At 35.1% G+C, this 18,297-nt stretch carries 18 protein-coding genes and 1 tRNA gene; 13 read left to right on the forward strand and 6 right to left on the reverse strand.

The annotated features are described in order from the left end of the window. Window positions 1–90: 90 nt before the first annotated feature. Genes EDF66_RS11450 through EDF66_RS11460 form a run of 3 tightly spaced genes read left to right on the forward strand, consistent with a single transcriptional unit; the run spans window position 91 to window position 2,134 of the window. On the forward strand, window positions 91–1,029 hold the full coding sequence (locus tag EDF66_RS11450; protein ID WP_132770832.1) for a malate dehydrogenase: 939 nt from the start codon (window positions 91–93) through the stop codon (window positions 1,027–1,029). A 49-nt stretch (window positions 1,030–1,078) separates the two neighbouring features. Next, a complete protein-coding gene (locus EDF66_RS11455; RefSeq protein WP_232789184.1) occupies window positions 1,079–1,606 on the forward strand; it encodes a helix-turn-helix domain-containing protein in 528 nt (175 codons plus the stop codon). 60 nt (window positions 1,607–1,666) lie between these two features. Next, complete coding sequence (locus tag EDF66_RS11460; RefSeq protein WP_021188476.1) at window positions 1,667–2,134, forward strand: aspartyl protease family protein; 468 nt, start codon at window positions 1,667–1,669, stop codon at window positions 2,132–2,134. Here the strand turns inward: EDF66_RS11460 and EDF66_RS11465 are convergent. Further along, the gene (locus EDF66_RS11465; RefSeq protein ID WP_021188477.1) at window positions 2,096–3,316 is read right to left on the reverse strand and encodes an MFS transporter; all 1,221 of its coding nucleotides are present in this window, start codon (window positions 3,314–3,316) and stop codon (window positions 2,096–2,098) included. The two genes, EDF66_RS11460 and EDF66_RS11465, sit on opposite strands and share 39 nt — an antisense overlap. A 169-nt stretch (window positions 3,317–3,485) precedes the next feature. Here EDF66_RS11465 and fsa point away from each other — a divergent pair, with 169 nt between their 5' ends. The 3 genes from fsa (at window position 3,486) to rnr (ending at window position 7,341) form a co-directional block, all read left to right on the forward strand. Continuing rightward, entirely contained in the window at window positions 3,486–4,145 is a 660-nt protein-coding gene (gene fsa, locus EDF66_RS11470) for a fructose-6-phosphate aldolase (RefSeq protein ID WP_021188478.1), read from the forward strand. Window positions 4,146–4,245: 100 nt separating this feature from the next. Further along, window positions 4,246–4,704 carry a Fur family transcriptional regulator gene (locus tag EDF66_RS11475; RefSeq protein WP_132842779.1) on the forward strand — a complete coding sequence of 153 codons (459 nt, stop codon included), beginning with the start codon at window positions 4,246–4,248 and terminating at the stop codon, window positions 4,702–4,704. Window positions 4,705–5,211: 507 nt separating this feature from the next. Next, window positions 5,212–7,341, forward strand: a complete 2,130-nt coding sequence (rnr, locus tag EDF66_RS11480; protein ID WP_132842781.1) for a ribonuclease R — start codon at window positions 5,212–5,214, stop codon at window positions 7,339–7,341. Between the two features lie 74 nt (window positions 7,342–7,415). On the opposite strand, the gene EDF66_RS11485 is transcribed toward rnr, so the two are convergent. Next, entirely contained in the window at window positions 7,416–7,982 is a 567-nt protein-coding gene (locus EDF66_RS11485; RefSeq protein WP_021188481.1) for a DUF1572 family protein, read from the reverse strand. 142 nt (window positions 7,983–8,124) lie between these two features. Beyond that, the gene (locus EDF66_RS11490; RefSeq protein WP_132842783.1) at window positions 8,125–9,060 is read right to left on the reverse strand and encodes an MBL fold metallo-hydrolase; all 936 of its coding nucleotides are present in this window, start codon (window positions 9,058–9,060) and stop codon (window positions 8,125–8,127) included. Between the two features lie 159 nt (window positions 9,061–9,219). Between EDF66_RS11490 and EDF66_RS11495 the strand changes: the two genes are divergently transcribed. The 5 genes from EDF66_RS11495 to rpsJ all read left to right on the forward strand — a co-directional run bounded on the left by EDF66_RS11495 (window position 9,220) and on the right by rpsJ (window position 14,730). Further along, window positions 9,220–11,070, forward strand: a complete 1,851-nt coding sequence (locus EDF66_RS11495; RefSeq protein WP_165902426.1) for an acyltransferase family protein — start codon at window positions 9,220–9,222, stop codon at window positions 11,068–11,070. A gap of 131 nt (window positions 11,071–11,201) precedes the next feature. Continuing rightward, window positions 11,202–11,615 carry a 30S ribosomal protein S12 gene (gene rpsL, locus EDF66_RS11500; protein WP_002993550.1) on the forward strand — a complete coding sequence of 138 codons (414 nt, stop codon included), beginning with the start codon at window positions 11,202–11,204 and terminating at the stop codon, window positions 11,613–11,615. 19 nt (window positions 11,616–11,634) lie between these two features. Beyond that, the gene (gene rpsG / locus EDF66_RS11505; RefSeq protein ID WP_021188484.1) at window positions 11,635–12,102 is read left to right on the forward strand and encodes a 30S ribosomal protein S7; all 468 of its coding nucleotides are present in this window, start codon (window positions 11,635–11,637) and stop codon (window positions 12,100–12,102) included. Window positions 12,103–12,230: 128 nt separating this feature from the next. Continuing rightward, window positions 12,231–14,348, forward strand: coding sequence for an elongation factor G (gene fusA, locus EDF66_RS11510; RefSeq protein WP_031287331.1), 2,118 nt, complete (start codon window positions 12,231–12,233; stop codon window positions 14,346–14,348). Between the two features lie 76 nt (window positions 14,349–14,424). Next, window positions 14,425–14,730, forward strand: coding sequence for a 30S ribosomal protein S10 (gene rpsJ / locus EDF66_RS11515; protein ID WP_013667229.1), 306 nt, complete (start codon window positions 14,425–14,427; stop codon window positions 14,728–14,730). A 240-nt stretch (window positions 14,731–14,970) separates the two neighbouring features. Here the strand turns inward: rpsJ and EDF66_RS11520 are convergent, their stop codons facing one another. Beyond that, window positions 14,971–16,074, reverse strand: a complete 1,104-nt coding sequence (locus tag EDF66_RS11520) for an AI-2E family transporter (protein WP_132842786.1) — start codon at window positions 16,072–16,074, stop codon at window positions 14,971–14,973. 127 nt (window positions 16,075–16,201) lie between these two features. Next, window positions 16,202–16,852: a porin family protein gene (locus EDF66_RS11525; protein ID WP_132842788.1), complete on the reverse strand. Its 651-nt coding sequence runs from the start codon at window positions 16,850–16,852 to the stop codon at window positions 16,202–16,204. Between the two features lie 287 nt (window positions 16,853–17,139). On the opposite strand from EDF66_RS11525, the gene EDF66_RS11530 reads away from it, so the two are divergent. Continuing rightward, window positions 17,140–17,210 (forward strand) — tRNA-Cys (locus tag EDF66_RS11530). Window positions 17,211–17,242: 32 nt separating this feature from the next. Next, on the forward strand, window positions 17,243–17,422 hold the full coding sequence (locus tag EDF66_RS11535; RefSeq protein ID WP_021188488.1) for a hypothetical protein: 180 nt from the start codon (window positions 17,243–17,245) through the stop codon (window positions 17,420–17,422). 41 nt (window positions 17,423–17,463) lie between these two features. Here EDF66_RS11535 and EDF66_RS11540 read toward each other — a convergent pair whose 3' ends face one another. Beyond that, window positions 17,464–18,213, reverse strand: coding sequence for a copper homeostasis protein CutC (locus EDF66_RS11540; protein WP_132842790.1), 750 nt, complete (start codon window positions 18,211–18,213; stop codon window positions 17,464–17,466). Window positions 18,214–18,297: the final 84 nt, after the last annotated feature.

Here is an 18,297-nt window from a genome sequence, read left to right on the forward strand (position 1 = left end):
TCATTTTTTATACAACTTAATTGCTTTCCTACTATTTATTGAGTAAATTCAAAGAAAAATTAATGTCTAAGGACCAAAATTAAAAGGCTTATGAAAGTTACAATAGTTGGTGCAGGAGCAGTTGGAGCGACAACTGCAGATAATTTAATCAGAAGAGAGGTTGCTGAAGAAATCATCCTTTTAGATATCAAGGAAGGGTTTGCTGAAGGTAAGGCACAAGATATGTCACAGACTGCTGCTTTATTGGGATTCGACTCAAAAATAATAGGTGTAACGAATGATTATAGTGCAACCGCAGGCTCCACTGTTGCAGTTATCACTTCAGGAATTCCTAGAAAACCGGGCATGACCAGAGAAGAACTAATCGGCACTAATGCAAATATTGTTAAAACAGTAGTTGATAATTTGATAAAACATTCTCCTGAGGTCATTATTATTATTGTTTCAAATCCAATGGATACCATGACATATTTGGCATTAAAAAGCTCTGGTCTTCCAAAAAATAGAATCATAGGTATGGGGGGAACATTGGATTCTGCACGATTTAAATATCAGCTAAGTCAAAAATTAAACGCTTCTGCAAGTGACCTTAATGCAATTGTTGTCGGCGGTCACGGCGATACGACCATGATTCCTCTGATCAAACATGCCACATGGAATAGTATTCCTGTAACTGATTTTTTAACAGAGGAGGAGCAAGAAGAAATTATTCAGAAAACAATGGTAGGCGGTGCAACTTTGACATCCTTAATCGGAACCTCTGCATGGTATGCTCCTGGGGCAGCTACTGCAGCTGTCGTTGAAAGTATCGTTAGAAATCAAAATAAGCTTTTCACAGCAAGTGTATTTTTGGATGGAGAATTTGGATTATCGGATATCAATTTAGGTGTTCCAGTCATCATCAATAAAAATGGATGGGATAAAATTGTACCTTTGAAGCTTTCGGAAGAGGAAAAGCAAAAACTACACAAAAGTGCTGATGCTGTTCGAAACATGAATAATGTACTAAAAGATATTAACGTTTTATAAAAATAATATGCAACTCTTTATTAAAAATATGGTCTGCAATAGATGTAAGATGGCTGTAGAAAATATATTTAAAGAGTTGCATATCCCTTATCATGATCTACAACTAGGTGTTGTTACGTTGGACCATTCACTACAGCCTGAACAACGAAAGAAAGTGAAGGAAAATCTGCATGCTATTGGTTTTGAATTAATCGATGATAAAAACACGCGTCTTATTGAAAAAATAAAATTGCTGATCATCGATTATACACGCTATCCTTATAACTATCTGAATAAAAATTTATCAGATATATTAAGTGATCATTTACATGTTGAATACAGCTCTTTAAGTGCCCTCTTCTCTTCTGTAGCAAGTATCAGTATTGAAAAATATGCAATCTTCCAAAAAATAGAATATATTAAGGAGTTATTAATTTACGATGAACTTTCATTAGCTGAAATCGCTGAAAAACTTAATTATTCAAGCACCGCATATCTCAGCAATCAATTCAAAAAAAACACAGGTTTAACACCAACGCAGTTTAAAAATTTAAATAATCCTACCGCTTTACGGCAAACTTTAGATCAAGTGCATTAATATATCTAAATAAAGATACTTTAACTTTCATGAAGCACATATTTTTTCTATGTTTGGAATATGGCAATCATCCCCTTACAGATTTTACAATTACAGGAGCAAGGCACTCATATTTTAATAGAGGTCACTTTATACGAAACTACCCATTTAATGGTTTTAGATACTGGAGCTTCAAAGACTGTTTTTGATAAAAACCAATTAGAAAAAATTCACACAGACCAATTCCAATTAGAAAGTACCGATACGCTTTCAACAGGTTTGGGCACGAATAACATGGAAAGTTTTTTGATTCATATTCCTCTTTTTAAAATCCATGATTGGAAAATAAAAAATTATAGGGCTGCAGTTCTTGACCTCAGTTCTATTAACTATGCTTACGAACAGATGAATCTACGTCCTGTGATTGGAGTGATCGGAGGAGATATTTTAGCTCCTTATGGCGCAGTGATTGATTACAAAAAGAAAACGCTTAAATTACTCAAGAGAAAGTTAAAACTTAAAGAGCCTTTTATGAATATGCAAACGTAAATATAGATAATAAGATAAAGCAATCAAAACACCTGCTCCACCCATAAAATATAAGACACTACGTAATCCGAAATAGCTTGCTAGAGCCCCTATAAGCAAACTACCTATAGGGAAAATACCTTGAAATGCCATTACATAATAAGAAATTGCTCGTGCTCTATAGATCGGCATCGCATGCGTCTGTATATACGTATTAATACTGGAGTTCTGCATCATCATAGCGAAAGAAACGATCGCCGTATATAAAAGAGCAAGAACTAAAACAGATGAATGCCCGAGTAAAAACAAGGCAGCTCCCATTAACAGTGCTGCGCCCATTACTTGATAGCGCATATTAGTTCCTGATTTTAGCCGTGCCATATTAATCGCTCCTATCATTGCCCCAAGACCAGCTGCACTTTCAAACCATGAAAATGTACCTGCATCGCCATTAAACATTTCTTTTGCTACCGCAGGTAATAAAGAAGTATATGGAATTACTAATAAGCTAGAAAAAGTCATCACTATAATAAGCGAAAAAATATGGGGCGATCGTTTCAAATAGTAAAACCCTTCGACCAAGCCCTGCCAATTACTTCCTTTGCTTAAGCTTGCTGTACTTTCTGTGACATTCATCATCCATAAAGTAATCAAAACAGGGATAAAACTCAGAAAATTACTGCTGAAACACATCATTTCACCGTATGTACTCAATAATATACCACCAATAGCCGGACCAACCATACGCGCGGCATTAAATATAGAAGAATTTAGTGCTATTGCATTAGGCAGATCTTTTCTATTATCTACTAGATGTACCATCAACGATTGTCTTCCCAACACATCGAAAGCGTTGATCACTCCTTGTGCAAATCCCAAAATAGACAACCACAATACTGTTTCCATCTTCAGGTACACTAAAAGTGTTAAGATTCCTGCTTGAATCATTAGACCTATTTGTGTAATAAAAACAAGCTTATACTTTTTATGTTTATCTACAAAGCTTCCAATAAAGGGAGATAATACCAAAGAAGGAAGCAGGGAGATGAAAGATACAAAACCTAACCAGAAAACAGAATCTGTTAACTTATATACTAACCAACTTATAGCAACACGTTGCATCCATGTGCCCATCAATGAGATTGCCTGGCCAATTATATGTAATCTAAAATTTGGATACTGAAGCGAACGAAATATCTGCATATCAATGAATAATAGAAGTAAATGAAAGGAATGATCTAAAATGAACAGTAATGACTAAGCAATATTTGTGCAGTAATTTCATTTCTGCACAAGATTAGTGAATTTTAATCGATAACTTTGCCACTTAATGGTAAATAAACCAAACAATTAACAATCAATTCAATACAAGATGAAATTTTTTATTGACACAGCAAACTTAGAACAAATCAAAGAAGCACAAGATTTAGGTGTATTAGACGGGGTAACAACAAACCCAAGTTTAATGGCTAAAGAAGGAATCAGTGGTGACGAGAATGTAATCAATCATTACAAAGCGATCTGTGCTATCGTAGATGGCGATGTAAGTGCGGAGGTAATTTCTACGAACTACGAAGAAATGATCAAAGAAGGAGAAGCACTTGCAAAGTTAGATGACAAGATTGTTGTTAAAGTTCCTATGATCAAAGATGGTATCAAGGCAATTAAATATTTCAGCAAAAAAGGAATCAAAACAAACTGTACTTTGGTTTTCTCTGCAGGTCAGGCACTCCTAGCTGCAAAAGCTGGAGCTACTTATGTTTCACCTTTCATTGGTCGTTTAGATGATATTTCTACAGATGGTTTAGGACTTATCGAAGAGATCCGTTTAATCTATGATAACTACAGTTTCCCAACACAGATCTTAGCGGCTTCGGTACGTAACAGTGCGCACATTTTAGGTTGTGCTAAGATTGGAGCTGATGTGATGACGGGTCCTTTATCTGCAATCACAGCCTTATTAAAACACCCATTAACAGATAGTGGCCTTGCTACTTTCTTGGCTGACCACGCGAAGGCGGCAGGAAAATAAAATCGATATAAAACGACTTTAAAGAAACGGTCAGAAACGAGTATGAATAACTTGTTTCTGACCGTTTTTTTATATTAGAATAATGATGTATTTTTGTATTATGAGTAAAGAGCAACAACAGGAAAAAACAGTACATGAGCGTGTCGATTTTACAACTTTACTAAAACAATATCAGCTTAAGGTTACACAGCCTAGACTGCGAACTTTAGAAGTTATATCGACTAAGAAATCAGCCATTTCACAACCAGAGCTCGAAAAATTAATCGGTAAAGAAATTGATCGTGTCACCCTCTATCGCGTGTTAGCTTCATTTGAGGAGAAGGGAATATTGCATAAAATTTTTGATTTAAATGGTACAGCTACTTACGCCCTCTGTTCGACCAACTGCTCCGAGCACAATCATCATGACCAACATGTGCACTTTATCTGTAGAAACTGTAACTCCGTATTTTGCATGGATGAAATCACACTTCCAAATTTCAACATTCCGGAAGGTTACAAACTTGAAGCTGTAGCGATAAATGCACTGGGTCTTTGTGATCAATGTCAGGAAAAATAATCAAAAACAAAATTTCACTGAATAAGAAGGAAGGTACCAACATTTCTGAAAACCTTTACTTTGCACGTGCTTCTCATCAATCCTGATGCTAAAGTCCTTTCTTATCGTCAACTAAAATTTAGCGAAAAAAAACCTAACTAATTGACACAGATTATTTTATTAAATTTTAATAAATAAGAATTTGATAAAAACACATTTAGCAAAATATTAAAAATCGAGCAGAACCTGAAAGTATATTGTTTATCAACATTACAAATAATGACTCATTAAGCTATTTAATATTTAATACACTGTTTATCAAAATATTAAATAAGCTAAATAGAATTAAATATACACTTAATTCTATAACCAAAACAAAGAACATTTATATATCCACAATTTCGGATTAATATTTGTATATTGTATGTGATAAGACATCGGGAATAGCCTAAATAGCAATGGTATTATATTGCAAACTACAGTAGCCTTCTCCCCCACTTACAACACGATAAAAGTAAATAAAAACGTATGACGACAAAAAAAGAAAACCCGTACCAAGAGGTTTTAACACAGCTCATCATCGACATCTTCGAGAAGTCAAACAACAAGCCACTCAACTATAAACAAGTCGCATCAAAGCTGAACGTTCACGATTCAGATTCAAAAATAGCAATCGCCAACATTCTGACTGACCATCCAAGAAACAGCCCTTTTTTAGAGGTTGAAAAGGGTAAATTCAAACTTCGTCAACTTAAAGTTTACGTGACTGGAAAAGTCGATATGACTGCTGAAGGATCGGCTTATATTATACCTCAAGACGAATTTGAGAATGATATCTTTGTGGCGCCTAGGAAATTACGTCAAGCACTGCATGGAGATATTGTTAAAGTACATACTTTTGAGAAGAGCAGAGGCCGTAAAAAAGAAGGAGAAGTTGTTGAAATTATACAGCGTGCAAAAACAGATTTCACAGGTATTATCAATCTTTCTCAAAACTTCGCATTCTTTATTGCAGACGATAGAAAGATGTTGCATGATATTTTTATACCGCTTGATAATCTTGAGGGTGCTAAGGATGGAGAAAAGGTGGTAGTCTCTATTATTGACTGGCCACAAGGTGCAAAAAATCCGATTGGCAAAGTCAAGACTATTTTAGGTAAAAAAGGAGAAAACAACACGGAAATGAATGCTATATTGGCAGACTACGGATTTCCATTAAAGTTTCCTAAAAAAGTTGAAGAAGAGGCAAATGCTTTACCAGAGACCTGCTCTAAGGAAGAAATTGCAAAACGCAGGGATTTTAGGGCAATCACCACATTTACAATTGATCCTGCTGATGCAAAAGATTTCGATGATGCAATTTCTTTTCAGCAATTAGAAAATGGGAATTATGAAATCGGAGTCCATATTGCCGATGTTTCGCACTATGTTATTCCAGAGACTGAACTGGACAAAGAAGCATACGAAAGAGGTACTTCAGTATATCTTGTCGATAGGGTAATCCCCATGCTTCCAGAGCGACTTTCCAATGGTGTATGTTCATTACGACCACATGAGGATAAACTTTGTTTCTCAGCGGTCTTTGAGCTTGATGAAAAGGCAAATGTTGTAGAGCAATGGTTTGGAAGAACTATCATTCATTCTGATCGACGCTTTTCTTACGAAGAAGCTCAAGAAGTTATTGAAACAAAAACAGGAGATTTTTCTTCAGAGATACTAAAACTAAATGAACTTGCTTATATTCTTCGTGAGCGCAAATTTAAAAATGGTGCAATTGCATTTGAAAGTGAAGAAGTAAAATTCACGTTGGATGAGAACGGTAAACCAACGGGGGTCTATACCAAAGTAAGAAAAGATGCGCATAAACTCATTGAAGATTTCATGCTTTTAGCCAATAGAAAAGTTGCTGAATATATTGGGAAACAGGGAAAAGGAAAAAATAAATTACCATTTGTTTATCGTTTTCACGATGTCCCGAATCCAGAGACATTAACTACATTTTCTCAATTTGCTGCTCGGTTCGGGCATAAGTTAACGATCAAATCTGACAAAGAAACTGCAAAATCTCTCAATGCTTTAATGACTAAAATTGAAGGCAGTAAAGAGCAAAATATGTTAACATCCTTGGCGATTCGTTCGATGGCAAAAGCGATCTATACGACAAAAGGAACAAGTCACTATGGTCTTTCATTTGATTATTATACGCACTTCACTTCACCTATTCGCCGATATCCTGATGTAATGGTACATAGATTATTAGCATACTATTTAAGTGGAGGTGATAAAATCAATGCCGATCATTATGAAAAAATGTGTGAACACACTTCACAAATGGAGAAGAAGGCAGCAGAAGCCGAACGTGCTTCAATTAAATATAAACAAGCTGAATTTTTACAGGAACAAATCGGGACTGAATATACAGGAATTATCTCTGGTGTAACTGAATGGGGTATGTACGTAGAAATTGAAACCAACAAATGCGAAGGTATGGTTAGATTACGAGACATTAACGACGACTTTTATGTATTAGACGAAAAGAACTTTGCAATCATAGGTCAACGCAAGAAAAAGAAATATCAATTAGGTGACGAAGTACAGATCAAAGTTAAAAAGGTTGATCTTGACAAACGTCAAATCGATTTTACTTTAATCAGTTAAGTCATATTAAAATACAATGGACGCCTCCAATCAAGTAAAACACTTTTTTGGGGGCTTTTCATTTCAAAGAGAAACTAACCATCCAAATGTCTCAACATCTCATCTGTAAAATGCTCAATATGCCTGGTCTGCGTAAATTTAACAGCATTAAAAACTTCTGATTCGCCCTTCGGGATGGATAGTGACTTCCAATTATTCCCTTTCATCATTTTTCCCAACATAACAATTTGTCCTACATGATAGGGATAATGAGCCAATTGTCGATTAATTGCTTCTACCACTGTATGGCCCTGATTACGTATATAAATTAGCTTTCCTAGATCTTCAAATTCCAAACACTTCAAGGTGTTAAATAAATTGTCCCATGCTTCATTCCATTCCCGAAACAACCTATTCTTGTCCTGATCCACCAATTCAAACTCTGCATCACGATTTCTCCATTCTTTTTCACCATCAGAAGTAAGAAAATCTGTAAAACGAGACTTCATATTACCGGATATATGCTGAATAAGTACAGCTACACTATTACTTTCATCATTGTAACGCCAAAATAACTGGCTATCACTTAACTGATTCAAAGTACTATCAACTAAATGCTTATAATACAAAAACAACTTTTGAACATCCTCTAAATAATTCATAACAATCTGATTTACAAAATAAAACAATCTCTCATACACCTTCCAATTATTCTTAAATCTAAGTAGAAAAATTCACTTTTTTTTAGGTAAAACCCAAAAATTGACATTCAATTGAAAAAATAGCCATCATTAATAGTATATATTAAAAGACCATTCGTTTTCCTTGCTCCGGAAAAATAAAATTAACTTTATAAGAATTATTTTCCAGCAATTGCCGTTTAATCGTGTCAACATTATCGGAAACAGGCTTCATATGGGTAACAATAACATTTAAACCTTGTAGCACATCTCTTCCGGTAAAAGTTGCTAGCTTTCCCAATTCTTCATTTAAAAGTAGAGGTGTTAAATGTCCAAAAAGTAATTTTTCTGGTTGTGCATTGGGAAATGAAACTTCAATCATTAAAGCTTTCAATCGTCGTGATTTAATTATGGGTGCTATAGACTGCCATAAATTTTCAAGATTTGTAACCTTTTCCACACGGTCTGCTCCTGTATCTCCTAGGTATACGATAGAACTGTCGCCTATAGTTACTAAAACTGCTGAACTCTTCATCGGGTTCACATGGCTTAAATCAAAAGCCTGAATAGTCATTCCGGTATTTGTTACCGTATCGATCTCGCCAATTTTTAAACGTTTATATTGATATTTCCGTATGGGTAAATCACCTTCATTAGCAAAATTAGCCCATGTATCGTTTATGAAATAATGCGCTTTCAATACATCTATCATTGCTGCTGTTGCGTAAATATTTTTTGCAGCATCTGAGGGAGAATTGATTATCATCCCTGCCAGATGATCAAGATGTCCGTGCGAGATGAAGTACCCTTTGATATAATCTCGCAATACCCTGCCGGCTGGAACCTCAAATGTTTTTAAGGTTATTGCTTTTCGAATTCCAGCATTTATAGTACCGGCATCTAGCGCTAAATACGCATTTGCCTTATACTTACCAATCAAGTATGAAGATAGATTATCTTCATGATCTCCTCCATAAACTCCCAAAGGCACTACTTCAAATGTCTGACTATATACTTTAGAACACAACAGAGTCAGCGTAAGCAGGATGATTTTTTTCATATTGATACTTTCGATTTTGATAAACGATACAAAAATATCATAAAAACATGAACGCAATTTCATGTTTTATGATATTGTCTAAAAAATAAAATGGAACAAAATTTAATAGGTGAAATAAATTATTTTGTTCAGATTTGCAGTTTACAAGTTACTTTAAAAATGAAATTTAGAAATGATATAGGGGCATTACGTGCTTTAGCGGTACTGGCAGTAATTTTTTTTCATTTCAAAGTACCCTATTTTGATGGTGGCTTTAGTGGTGTGGATATTTTTTTCGTCATCTCTGGCTACTTAATAACCCGAATTATTTTAAAGGGCTTTGAGAATAGCAACTTTTCTTTTAAGCAATTCTACACTAAACGTATAACACGCATTATTCCTGCACTTTTGTTTCTTCTTGTAGGTGTGTCTATTATTGGGAGTTTTATATTACTTCCAAAAGACTTACAGCAACTTGGAAATAATGCATTTTTCAGCATAATCTTTAGTTCCAATATTGAATATTATTTAAATAGTGGATATTTTGATGTTGCCTCTCAAAATAACATCATTTTGCACACATGGTCATTATCGGTCGAATGGCAATTTTACCTTTTATACCCTGCCCTCTTATTCCCTTTTAAAAGTCTTTACTCGAACAATAAAATAAGGTTTGTTATCTTTTTCATCTTTTTGATTATCCTGTCATTAGGTCTGAACTTATATTTCAATAATACAGATCAATCCTTCAGTTTTTATATGTTCCCGACGCGGGCATGGGAAATGTTAATTGGGGGACTTGCATTTTTAGGAGAGTCTTATACTCAAAAGTCGATACCCAAGCTCTTCAGAAAAGTAGTTGCAATTACGGGATATGCTATTTTAATTGTTAGTATCTATTTATTTAACGAACAAAATATAAGCTGGCCTTCCTATTATACACTTATTCCTGTCATTGCGACCTTTGGTATCATTATAGCACAGTGCGATTTCAATTTTTTATCCATTAAACCAATACAATGGGTAGCGAAACTATCCTATTCTTTATATCTATGGCATTGGCCAATTTATGTATTCGCCATTTATCTTGGATTGAATCAACCTCTTATTATCATTCCCATCCTCACACTATCTTTACTCTGTGCAAGTATTTCCTATTATTTCATCGAGGCCAATAAGAAATTTGATCAACTACCATTTACAATAGCTGCTACCGCCGCTGTTGGGTTGCTAACAGGAATTATGATGTTATTTCCTTATAATAGATTACAAATAAACAAAGAAATTGATTACCTGACGAACTATAACACCAATTACAGAAAAAACAGACTTGCTTCACAATTCAGAAAAGGTACATGCCATCTGGATATAGACAATACATTTAAGCAATATAATTTTGAAAGCTGTGCCACCATCATTCCAAACAAAAAGAATATTCTTTTACTAGGGGATAGTCATGCGGGTGTTTTCGGACAGAGTTTAAAAGAGCAATTAGAAAAACAAAATATCAATCTTTTACAAGCAACCGTATCCACCACTTATCCACTTTTGGACACCAAAGGGCCAAAGGCATCTTGCGAACTGATCGATTATATGTATCAAAAATTTATACCAGAAAATACGAAAAAAATTGATGAAGTGATACTTGTTGGTTTTTGGGGCTCGCAACAATATCCAGATGAAACCTTAAAAATAAAACTTCAGCAAGTAATTCAATATTTCAAAGAAAATGGTATTCCGCTTAAAATGATCGGACAGACCCCTAGTTATTCTATCATCTTTCCAAATATTTTGGCTCTACAGATAAAAAATAAAAGTGTAAAAGAAGAAAACTACGTTGAATCCCGATCTGCACATATCAACACTTATCTAAAAACCTTTATTCCAGAAGATATTTACATTGATATTTACAATTTACCTGAAATAATTAAATACAATGGTCAAGATCCCTACATGCATGATGACGATCATTTATCGAAATATGGAGCTGATCAAGTTGTTCGTTACTTATTACAAAAAAAACTAATCTAACAGCTAACTCTAAGATTTTCAAGCAAAATGTGGAAAACTAATTGACTGGACATTTCGATTTAACAATAAAATGGTTATCTTTGCGAACTTATAATAATTTAAGAATAAAATTAAATAACAAAATCAGGTAAATGCCTACTATTCAACAATTAGTTAGAAAAGGTAGAGTAGCTCTGGTTGACAAGAGTAAGTCACCAGCGTTGGACTCATGTCCACAGCGAAGAGGTGTATGTACACGTGTATATACTACTACCCCTAAAAAACCAAACTCAGCAATGCGTAAAGTAGCTCGTGTACGTTTAACAAACGGTAAAGAGGTTAACGCTTACATCCCAGGAGAAGGTCACAATTTACAAGAGCACTCAATCGTTTTGATTCGTGGTGGTCGTGTTAAAGATTTACCAGGTGTACGTTACCACATTATCCGTGGTGCATTAGATACTTCAGGTGTAGCAGGTCGTAACCAACGTCGTTCTAAATACGGAACTAAACGTCCTAAACCAGGACAAGCAGCGGCTGCGCCAGCAAAAGGTAAAAAGAAATAATTAAACGGAGGAAAGAAAAATGAGAAAATCAAAACCAAAAAAGAGAATCATTTTACCTGATCCAAAGTTTAACGACACTCAGGTAACACGCTTTGTAAACAATATGATGTACGATGGTAAAAAATCTACAGCATACGAAATTTTTTACAATGCAATTGAATTAGTAGAGCAAAAAACTAGCGAAAGCGGTTTAGAAGCTTGGAAAAAAGCTTTAAACAACGTTATGCCAGCTGTAGAGGTTAAATCTCGTCGTGTTGGTGGTGCTAACTTCCAAGTTCCTATGGAAGTTCGTCCTGAGCGTAAAATTGCTTTGGGTATGAAATGGTTAATTTCATATTCACGCAGACGTGGTGAGAAAACAATGTTTGAAAAATTAGCAGGAGAAATCATTTCAGCTTCTAAAGGTGAAGGTGCTGCTGTTAAGAAGAAAGAAGATACGCACAAAATGGCTGAAGCTAACAAAGCGTTCTCACACTTCAGATTCTAGTTTTGAACTTACACACAAAAATATGATTACACCGATCTTTGGTAAACGTTCATTCTTTTATCAGGATCGGTGTACTTATTTAGACAGAAAAATATTTAGCTCCATCTGGGCTAATGCTTAAAAATATTATGGCAAGAGATTTAAAATTCACTAGAAATATTGGTATCGCTGCTCACATCGATGCTGGTAAAACAACTACAACTGAGCGTATTCTTTACTACTCAGGAGTTAATCATAAACTTGGTGAAGTGCACGAAGGTGCTTCAACAATGGACTGGATGGAGCAAGAGGCTGAGCGTGGTATCACGATTACTTCTGCAGCTACTACAGTTTTCTGGCAGTACCGTGGTAACAAATACCAAGTAAACGTTATCGATACTCCAGGTCACGTAGATTTTACGGTTGAAGTAAACCGTTCATTACGTGTATTAGACGGATTAGTATTCTTATTTTCTGCAGTTGATGGTGTTGAGCCTCAATCAGAAACTAACTGGAGATTAGCTGATAACTATGCCGTTCCACGTATCGGTTTCGTTAACAAAATGGACCGTTCTGGTGCTGATTTCTTAAAAGTTGTTGGTCAAGTAAAATCAATGTTAGGTTCTGAAGCAGTTGCTTTGCAATTACCTATCGGCGCTGAAGACACTTTTACTGGTGTTGTTGATTTAATTAACAACCGTGGTATTGTTTGGAACGAGCATGATAAAGGTATGACGTTTACAGAAGTTCCTATTCCAGAAGATATGTTGGAAGAGGTTGCTGAATACCGTGAGCGTTTATTAGAAGCTGTTGCGGGTTATGATGAATCTTTGATGGAAAAATTCTTCGAAGATCCTAATTCATTAACTGAGCGTGAAATCTTAAATGCTTTACGTGCAGCAGTATTGGATAACTCTATCGTTCCTATGGTTTGTGGTTCATCTTTCAAAAACAAAGGTGTTCAAACTATGTTGGATTTAGTAATGGAATTATTGCCTTCTCCAATGGATTCAGAAGGTGTTAAAGGTACTCATCCAGATACAGGTGAAGAATTATTACGTAAACCAGATGTTAACGAGCCTTTCGCAGCATTAGGTTTCAAAATTGCAACTGACCCTTTCGTAGGTCGTTTGTGTTTCATCCGTGCTTATTCAGGTAAGTTAGATGCAGGTTCTTATGTATTGAACACTCGTTCAGGTAACAAAGAGCGTATCTCTCGTATCTTCCAAATGCACGCTAACAAACAAAACCCTATCCCTTTCATCGAGGCTGGTGATATTGGTGCTGTTGTTGGTTTCAAAGACATCAAAACTGGTGATACTTTATGTGATGAAAAACACCCTATCGTGTTAGAGTCAATGAACTTCCCAGAGCCAGTTATCGGATTAGCGATTGAGCCTAAAACTCAAGCTGACATCGATAGATTAGGTATTGGTCTTGGTAAATTAGCTGAAGAAGATCCTACATTCGTAGTAAAAACTGACGAAGAAACTGGTCAAACAGTTATCTCTGGTATGGGTGAGCTTCACTTAGAGATCTTGATCGATCGTTTGAAACGTGAGTTCAAAGTTGAGGTTAACCAAGGTGCTCCTCAAGTATCGTACAAAGAGTCTATCAATGGAACTACAGAACACCGTGAGGTATTCAAAAAACAATCAGGTGGTCGTGGTAAATTTGCGGACATTAAAGTTGTTATTTCTCCAGCTGATGCTGACTACGATTTAACTAAATCTCCTCTTCAATTCGTAAATGAAATTGTTGGTGGTAAAATTCCAAAAGAATTTATCCCTTCAGTTCAAAAAGGATTTGAAACTTCAATGAAAAATGGTGTATTAGCAGGATTCCCATTATCAGGAATGAAAGTTCGTTTGATTGATGGTTCATTCCACGCTGTCGATTCAGATTCATTATCGTTTGAATTAGCTGCTCGTTCAGCATACCGTGAAGCATTGCCAAAATGTTCTCCTGTCTTAATGGAACCAATTATGAAAATAGAGGTTTTAACACCAGAAGAAAACATGGGTGATGTAATGGGTGACTTAAACCGTCGTCGTGGTTTAATGCAAGGTTTAGATAGCCGTAATGGTGCTCAAGTAATTAAAGCATTAGTTCCACTTTCGGAAATGTTTGGTTACGTAACACAATTGCGTACTATCACTTCAGGTCGTGCAACTTCTACTATGGAATTTGATCACTTCGAAGAAGCTCCACGTAACGTAACTGAAGAAGTTGTTGCAAAAGCAAAAGGTAAATTAAAAGGAGAATAATCCTTTCTAATATAAAGTAAACCGATCTCCTGTTGATAATAGCTCTAACGGGAGATCATTTTAAACAAAAACAAAAATGAGCCAAAGAATCAGAATCAAATTGAAATCATACGATTACAATTTAGTTGACAAATCAGCTGAGAAAATCGTAAAAACAGTAAAACCTACAGGTGCAGTTGTTAGTGGTCCTATTCCATTACCTACTGAGAAAAAAATCTATACAGTTTTACGTTCTCCACACGTTAACAAAAAAGCGCGTGAGCAATTCCAATTATGTTCATACAAGAGATTGTTAGATATTTATTCATCTAACTCTAAAACTGTTGATGCATTGATGAAACTTGAATTACCTTCAGGTGTTGAAGTAGAAATCAAAGTGTGATAGAATTGCACTGATTGAAAACAAGAAAGGCTTCTAATGTTAAATTAGAAGCCTTTTTTATATGCTGCTTTTTACTACTTATGGCGCCTTGTAATGAATAATTTATATAATTCCTAACATAGGTGTGACTTAAAAAAAAACAAGCTTTAAGCTCAAATACAGTATTTAAATCACAATGACTTTTAAGTCAATTCCTAATCATGGCTTTACGCTGAAATACTCCAAAAAACTAATTTATTGTTACTTCTTAGAACTTATTGTATTACGTATAGTGGAATAAGTATCTCCTTTATGATCTTCTTCTCCAAGCAAGTAGCCCCATGGCTTCAATTCTTTTACACGGTCCATCACAATTTTGCAGATAGCTAATATAGGAATTGCTAAGAACATACCTGAAATCCCCCATATCAACTCTCCTACGATTATCGCCATCATCGCAAATAAAGAATTTACTTTTACTTTTGAGCCAACTACCTTTGGAACAATAAAATTACTATCAATAAGATGTATAATAATAAGTGCTCCAGTCACAATCAGTACATGTGTAAAGGAGGTCGTCGCAAAAGTAAGTAATGCAATTACTAACATAGACGTGAAAATACCAATATAGGGAAGCACATTAAACACGCCCGTGATAATAGCTAACAGTAAACTATATTTCACTCCAATGATACTCAAAGCTGCAAATACCAATGTAGACACGATCAGCATCTGTAGCAATAAACCAATCAAATATTTTTTTACTACATACTGCACTTGGCCAACGACATCCATAACGATATTGTGATGTTCTTGATGATTTAACAATAACAGAAATCGCACGATGTGACTACGATAGATAAGTAGAAAGAAAGTATAAAGGAAAGTAAACACAAACAGTATCAAGAGAGAAGATAAAGATAACAAAGCTGTTCCCAGTAAGAGCGTACCGCTATCAAGTGACTTAGTTGCCGTCTTATTAAGGATATCCATTTGTTCGTTATGCATAACGCCAAAGCGATCCGTAACCCAGATCTGCACATTATGAAATCCCACTAATATTTGTTCCTTAAAAGCTGGCCAATCTTCCTTAATCATCGATAATTGTGAAGCAAGCATGTAAAATCCAAATCCTAAAAGGCCAAAAAAAAGTAGAACGGTAATAATTCCAGCAAGAGTGCGAGGAAATTTCAATTTTCTCTCAAAAAAATTACTTACGGGAACGAGCAACAATGCTAAAAGCAGCCCTAGTATAAAGGGGACTAATATTGTATCCCCTATCTTTGCGAGATAACCTAAAATAACAATGGAAATTAGCGTACAAGCTAATTTGACGTAAAATGGTAAGCCCAGGAATTTTGTCATAGTATCATCTAATTGTAATTGTCAAACAATACTACTAATGTAAAGTTTTAGTTGACAATAAAAAACCCCTGCTCAAAAAGCAAGGGTTTAATTTTAAAAGATTTAATTAGAATCTTAATCCTTTTAATTAAATTCCGAATCCGAGGCCTATTGACCAAACACGGTTTTTAACATCTCCTTTTCCAATAAATTTAGATCCAGCAATGTTAGTTAAACCTAAGCCATAACCTGCATTAATAGATATTCCACTACCCAATTGATATCCTGCTAAAAAATTCACACCAAAGTCTGTACCTTTAAGAGTTTCATCTTTACCAAATTTGAAATCATCGCTAACAGATGTACTTCCACTTCCTGATTTAGCTTCATATTTATTTTTTCCGCTTAAACCAAATGATACATATGGACCAGCTCCAACAAAGAATTTACCTTCTCCAGCAGTTGGGAATTTCAATACAAAATTCACTGGTACTTCTAACCACATTGTATTTTGTTTCACTTCATAAGTATTTTCACCAATTTTATAATCTGCAAACTTAGCTCCTTTTCCTTGTAAAGAAACTCCTGGTTGAATATAAAAGTTGCTCGTAACAGGTGCATCTAAATAACCAGTAACATGAAAGTTAACAGTGGATTTTGAATCAGAAAGGTCACTTCCTCCGTAACTGTAAGAAGGAAGATTGACACCTGCTTTAACTCCGTATCCTAATCCTCCTTGTGCATATGCACCAACAGAAAGTAATACTGCTGCAGTAGTTGATAATAATAATTTTTTCATCGCTCTATTATGTTATTAGTGTTTTCACAAACAATGCAAGTTACACGCCAAATGGATAAACCACTAATATTCAGACACATATCAAAAAAACAAAAGTCAAGATTACTGTACAATAAAATAGACAAGGACCTGTTTCTTGCTACAGTCTTTCTGAAACACGGAGTATCAAAAAAAAATACAAAAAACAAAACAGCTTGATAATGATTATTTTAAAAAATAATTGCACAATAGTCTTTTTTAATCCAAATATTAATTTTACTTTTGCATTCCCCTAGGGGAACAAATAGGGTCGGATGGCCGAGTGGCTAGGCTGAGGTCTGCAAAACCTCCTACAGCGGTTCGAATCCGCTTCCGACCTCGTTTTATTGAACAATAAAAAAATTTATCAAAATGGGAGTTACACGTTTAAAAAGAAAAGATAGAAGAAATAAAACTACTTCACGTGTTGAAGTTCAGTTCTTAAGTTTAGGTAGTAATGTTGAACTTGGTTCAAGATCTAAAATGAAGAAATCAAATCAAATCGTTAAAAACGATGCTATCTTAAACCAATTAGTTTTAGAAGCTAAATAGGTTAAAAAATATTAAGAACAATAGCGTTGTAAATTACAACGCTATTGTTTTTTAAGGATGTCTACCAATTGGTGGACTTTTTCTTTTGATGTACGATAGATCGGTTCATTCATACCTTCCACTTCACTTCTATCATAAGACATTTGTGAAAAAACTGTTTCTTTCGCGGAACTATGTATAGCAGTCGTTCCAGTTGTCTTTAAGATCATTTCAATATTATTACTATCCACTCCTGCACCAGGCATAATAACAATTTTTCCTTCCGCATATTTGACCAATTCTTTAAGTAATTCAACTCCATCCACGGCTTTATTCTGCAATCCTGAGGTCAATAAACGATCAATTCCCAATTCGATTAAAATAGCTAACGAAGACAGTGGATCGGCGCACTTATCAAATGCGCGATGAAAGGTTACATGCATAGGTCTTGCAGCATCGACAAGGGCTTTCGTTCGTTCAATATCAACTGTTGCATCGCTCTTCATTACTCCTATCACCACACCATCACAGCCAGCCTCTTTACAAAACTGTACATCAGCCATCATCTCATCAAACTCTAAATCGGAATAAACAAAATCACCTCCTCTTGGACGTATGAGGACATGTATTCCAATATCGATCAACTTTCTTGCTTGAACGATCTGACCGTAAGAAGGTGTGATGCCGCCATTTTCCAAATTTTGACAAAATTCGATTCGCGTAGCCCCACCTTGCGCAGCAAACAATGCAGATTGAGGTGAATTGGAACAAATTTCCAATTGATACCCGTTTATAGTGATTTCTTTTCCCATTAATTTAATATACAATAATCTTTTCTGAAGTTTTCGAATAAAAAGGGAGAAAGATCAATTTGAACTTCCTCCCTTCTATATTAA

The sequence above is a fragment of the Sphingobacterium sp. JUb20 genome, from assembly GCF_004342035.1.
Taxonomy (GTDB): Bacteria; Bacteroidota; Bacteroidia; order Sphingobacteriales; family Sphingobacteriaceae; genus Sphingobacterium; species Sphingobacterium anhuiense.

What these genes read in the sequence shown, in the direction of transcription:
- rpsL (WP_002993550.1), top strand. Translation starts at nt 11,202, where the DNA reads ATGCCTACTATTCAACAATTAGTTAGAAAAGGTAGAGTAGCTCTGGTT.
- EDF66_RS11475 (WP_132842779.1), top strand. Translation starts at nt 4,246, where the DNA reads ATGAGTAAAGAGCAACAACAGGAAAAAACAGTACATGAGCGTGTCGAT.
- fsa (WP_021188478.1), top strand. Translation starts at nt 3,486, where the DNA reads ATGAAATTTTTTATTGACACAGCAAACTTAGAACAAATCAAAGAAGCA.
- EDF66_RS11460 (WP_021188476.1), top strand. Translation starts at nt 1,667, where the DNA reads ATGGCAATCATCCCCTTACAGATTTTACAATTACAGGAGCAAGGCACT.
- EDF66_RS11485 (WP_021188481.1), bottom strand. Translation starts at nt 7,982, where the DNA reads ATGAATTATTTAGAGGATGTTCAAAAGTTGTTTTTGTATTATAAGCAT.
- EDF66_RS11465 (WP_021188477.1), bottom strand. Translation starts at nt 3,316, where the DNA reads ATGCAGATATTTCGTTCGCTTCAGTATCCAAATTTTAGATTACATATA.
- EDF66_RS11450 (WP_132770832.1), top strand. Translation starts at nt 91, where the DNA reads ATGAAAGTTACAATAGTTGGTGCAGGAGCAGTTGGAGCGACAACTGCA.
- fusA (WP_031287331.1), top strand. Translation starts at nt 12,231, where the DNA reads ATGGCAAGAGATTTAAAATTCACTAGAAATATTGGTATCGCTGCTCAC.
- rpsJ (WP_013667229.1), top strand. Translation starts at nt 14,425, where the DNA reads ATGAGCCAAAGAATCAGAATCAAATTGAAATCATACGATTACAATTTA.
- EDF66_RS11525 (WP_132842788.1), bottom strand. Translation starts at nt 16,852, where the DNA reads ATGAAAAAATTATTATTATCAACTACTGCAGCAGTATTACTTTCTGTT.
- EDF66_RS11520 (WP_132842786.1), bottom strand. Translation starts at nt 16,074, where the DNA reads ATGACAAAATTCCTGGGCTTACCATTTTACGTCAAATTAGCTTGTACG.
- EDF66_RS11540 (WP_132842790.1), bottom strand. Translation starts at nt 18,213, where the DNA reads ATGGGAAAAGAAATCACTATAAACGGGTATCAATTGGAAATTTGTTCC.
- rnr (WP_132842781.1), top strand. Translation starts at nt 5,212, where the DNA reads ATGACGACAAAAAAAGAAAACCCGTACCAAGAGGTTTTAACACAGCTC.
- rpsG (WP_021188484.1), top strand. Translation starts at nt 11,635, where the DNA reads ATGAGAAAATCAAAACCAAAAAAGAGAATCATTTTACCTGATCCAAAG.
- EDF66_RS11535 (WP_021188488.1), top strand. Translation starts at nt 17,243, where the DNA reads ATGGGAGTTACACGTTTAAAAAGAAAAGATAGAAGAAATAAAACTACT.
- EDF66_RS11455 (WP_232789184.1), top strand. Translation starts at nt 1,079, where the DNA reads ATGGCTGTAGAAAATATATTTAAAGAGTTGCATATCCCTTATCATGAT.
- EDF66_RS11495 (WP_165902426.1), top strand. Translation starts at nt 9,220, where the DNA reads ATGAAATTTAGAAATGATATAGGGGCATTACGTGCTTTAGCGGTACTG.
- EDF66_RS11490 (WP_132842783.1), bottom strand. Translation starts at nt 9,060, where the DNA reads ATGAAAAAAATCATCCTGCTTACGCTGACTCTGTTGTGTTCTAAAGTA.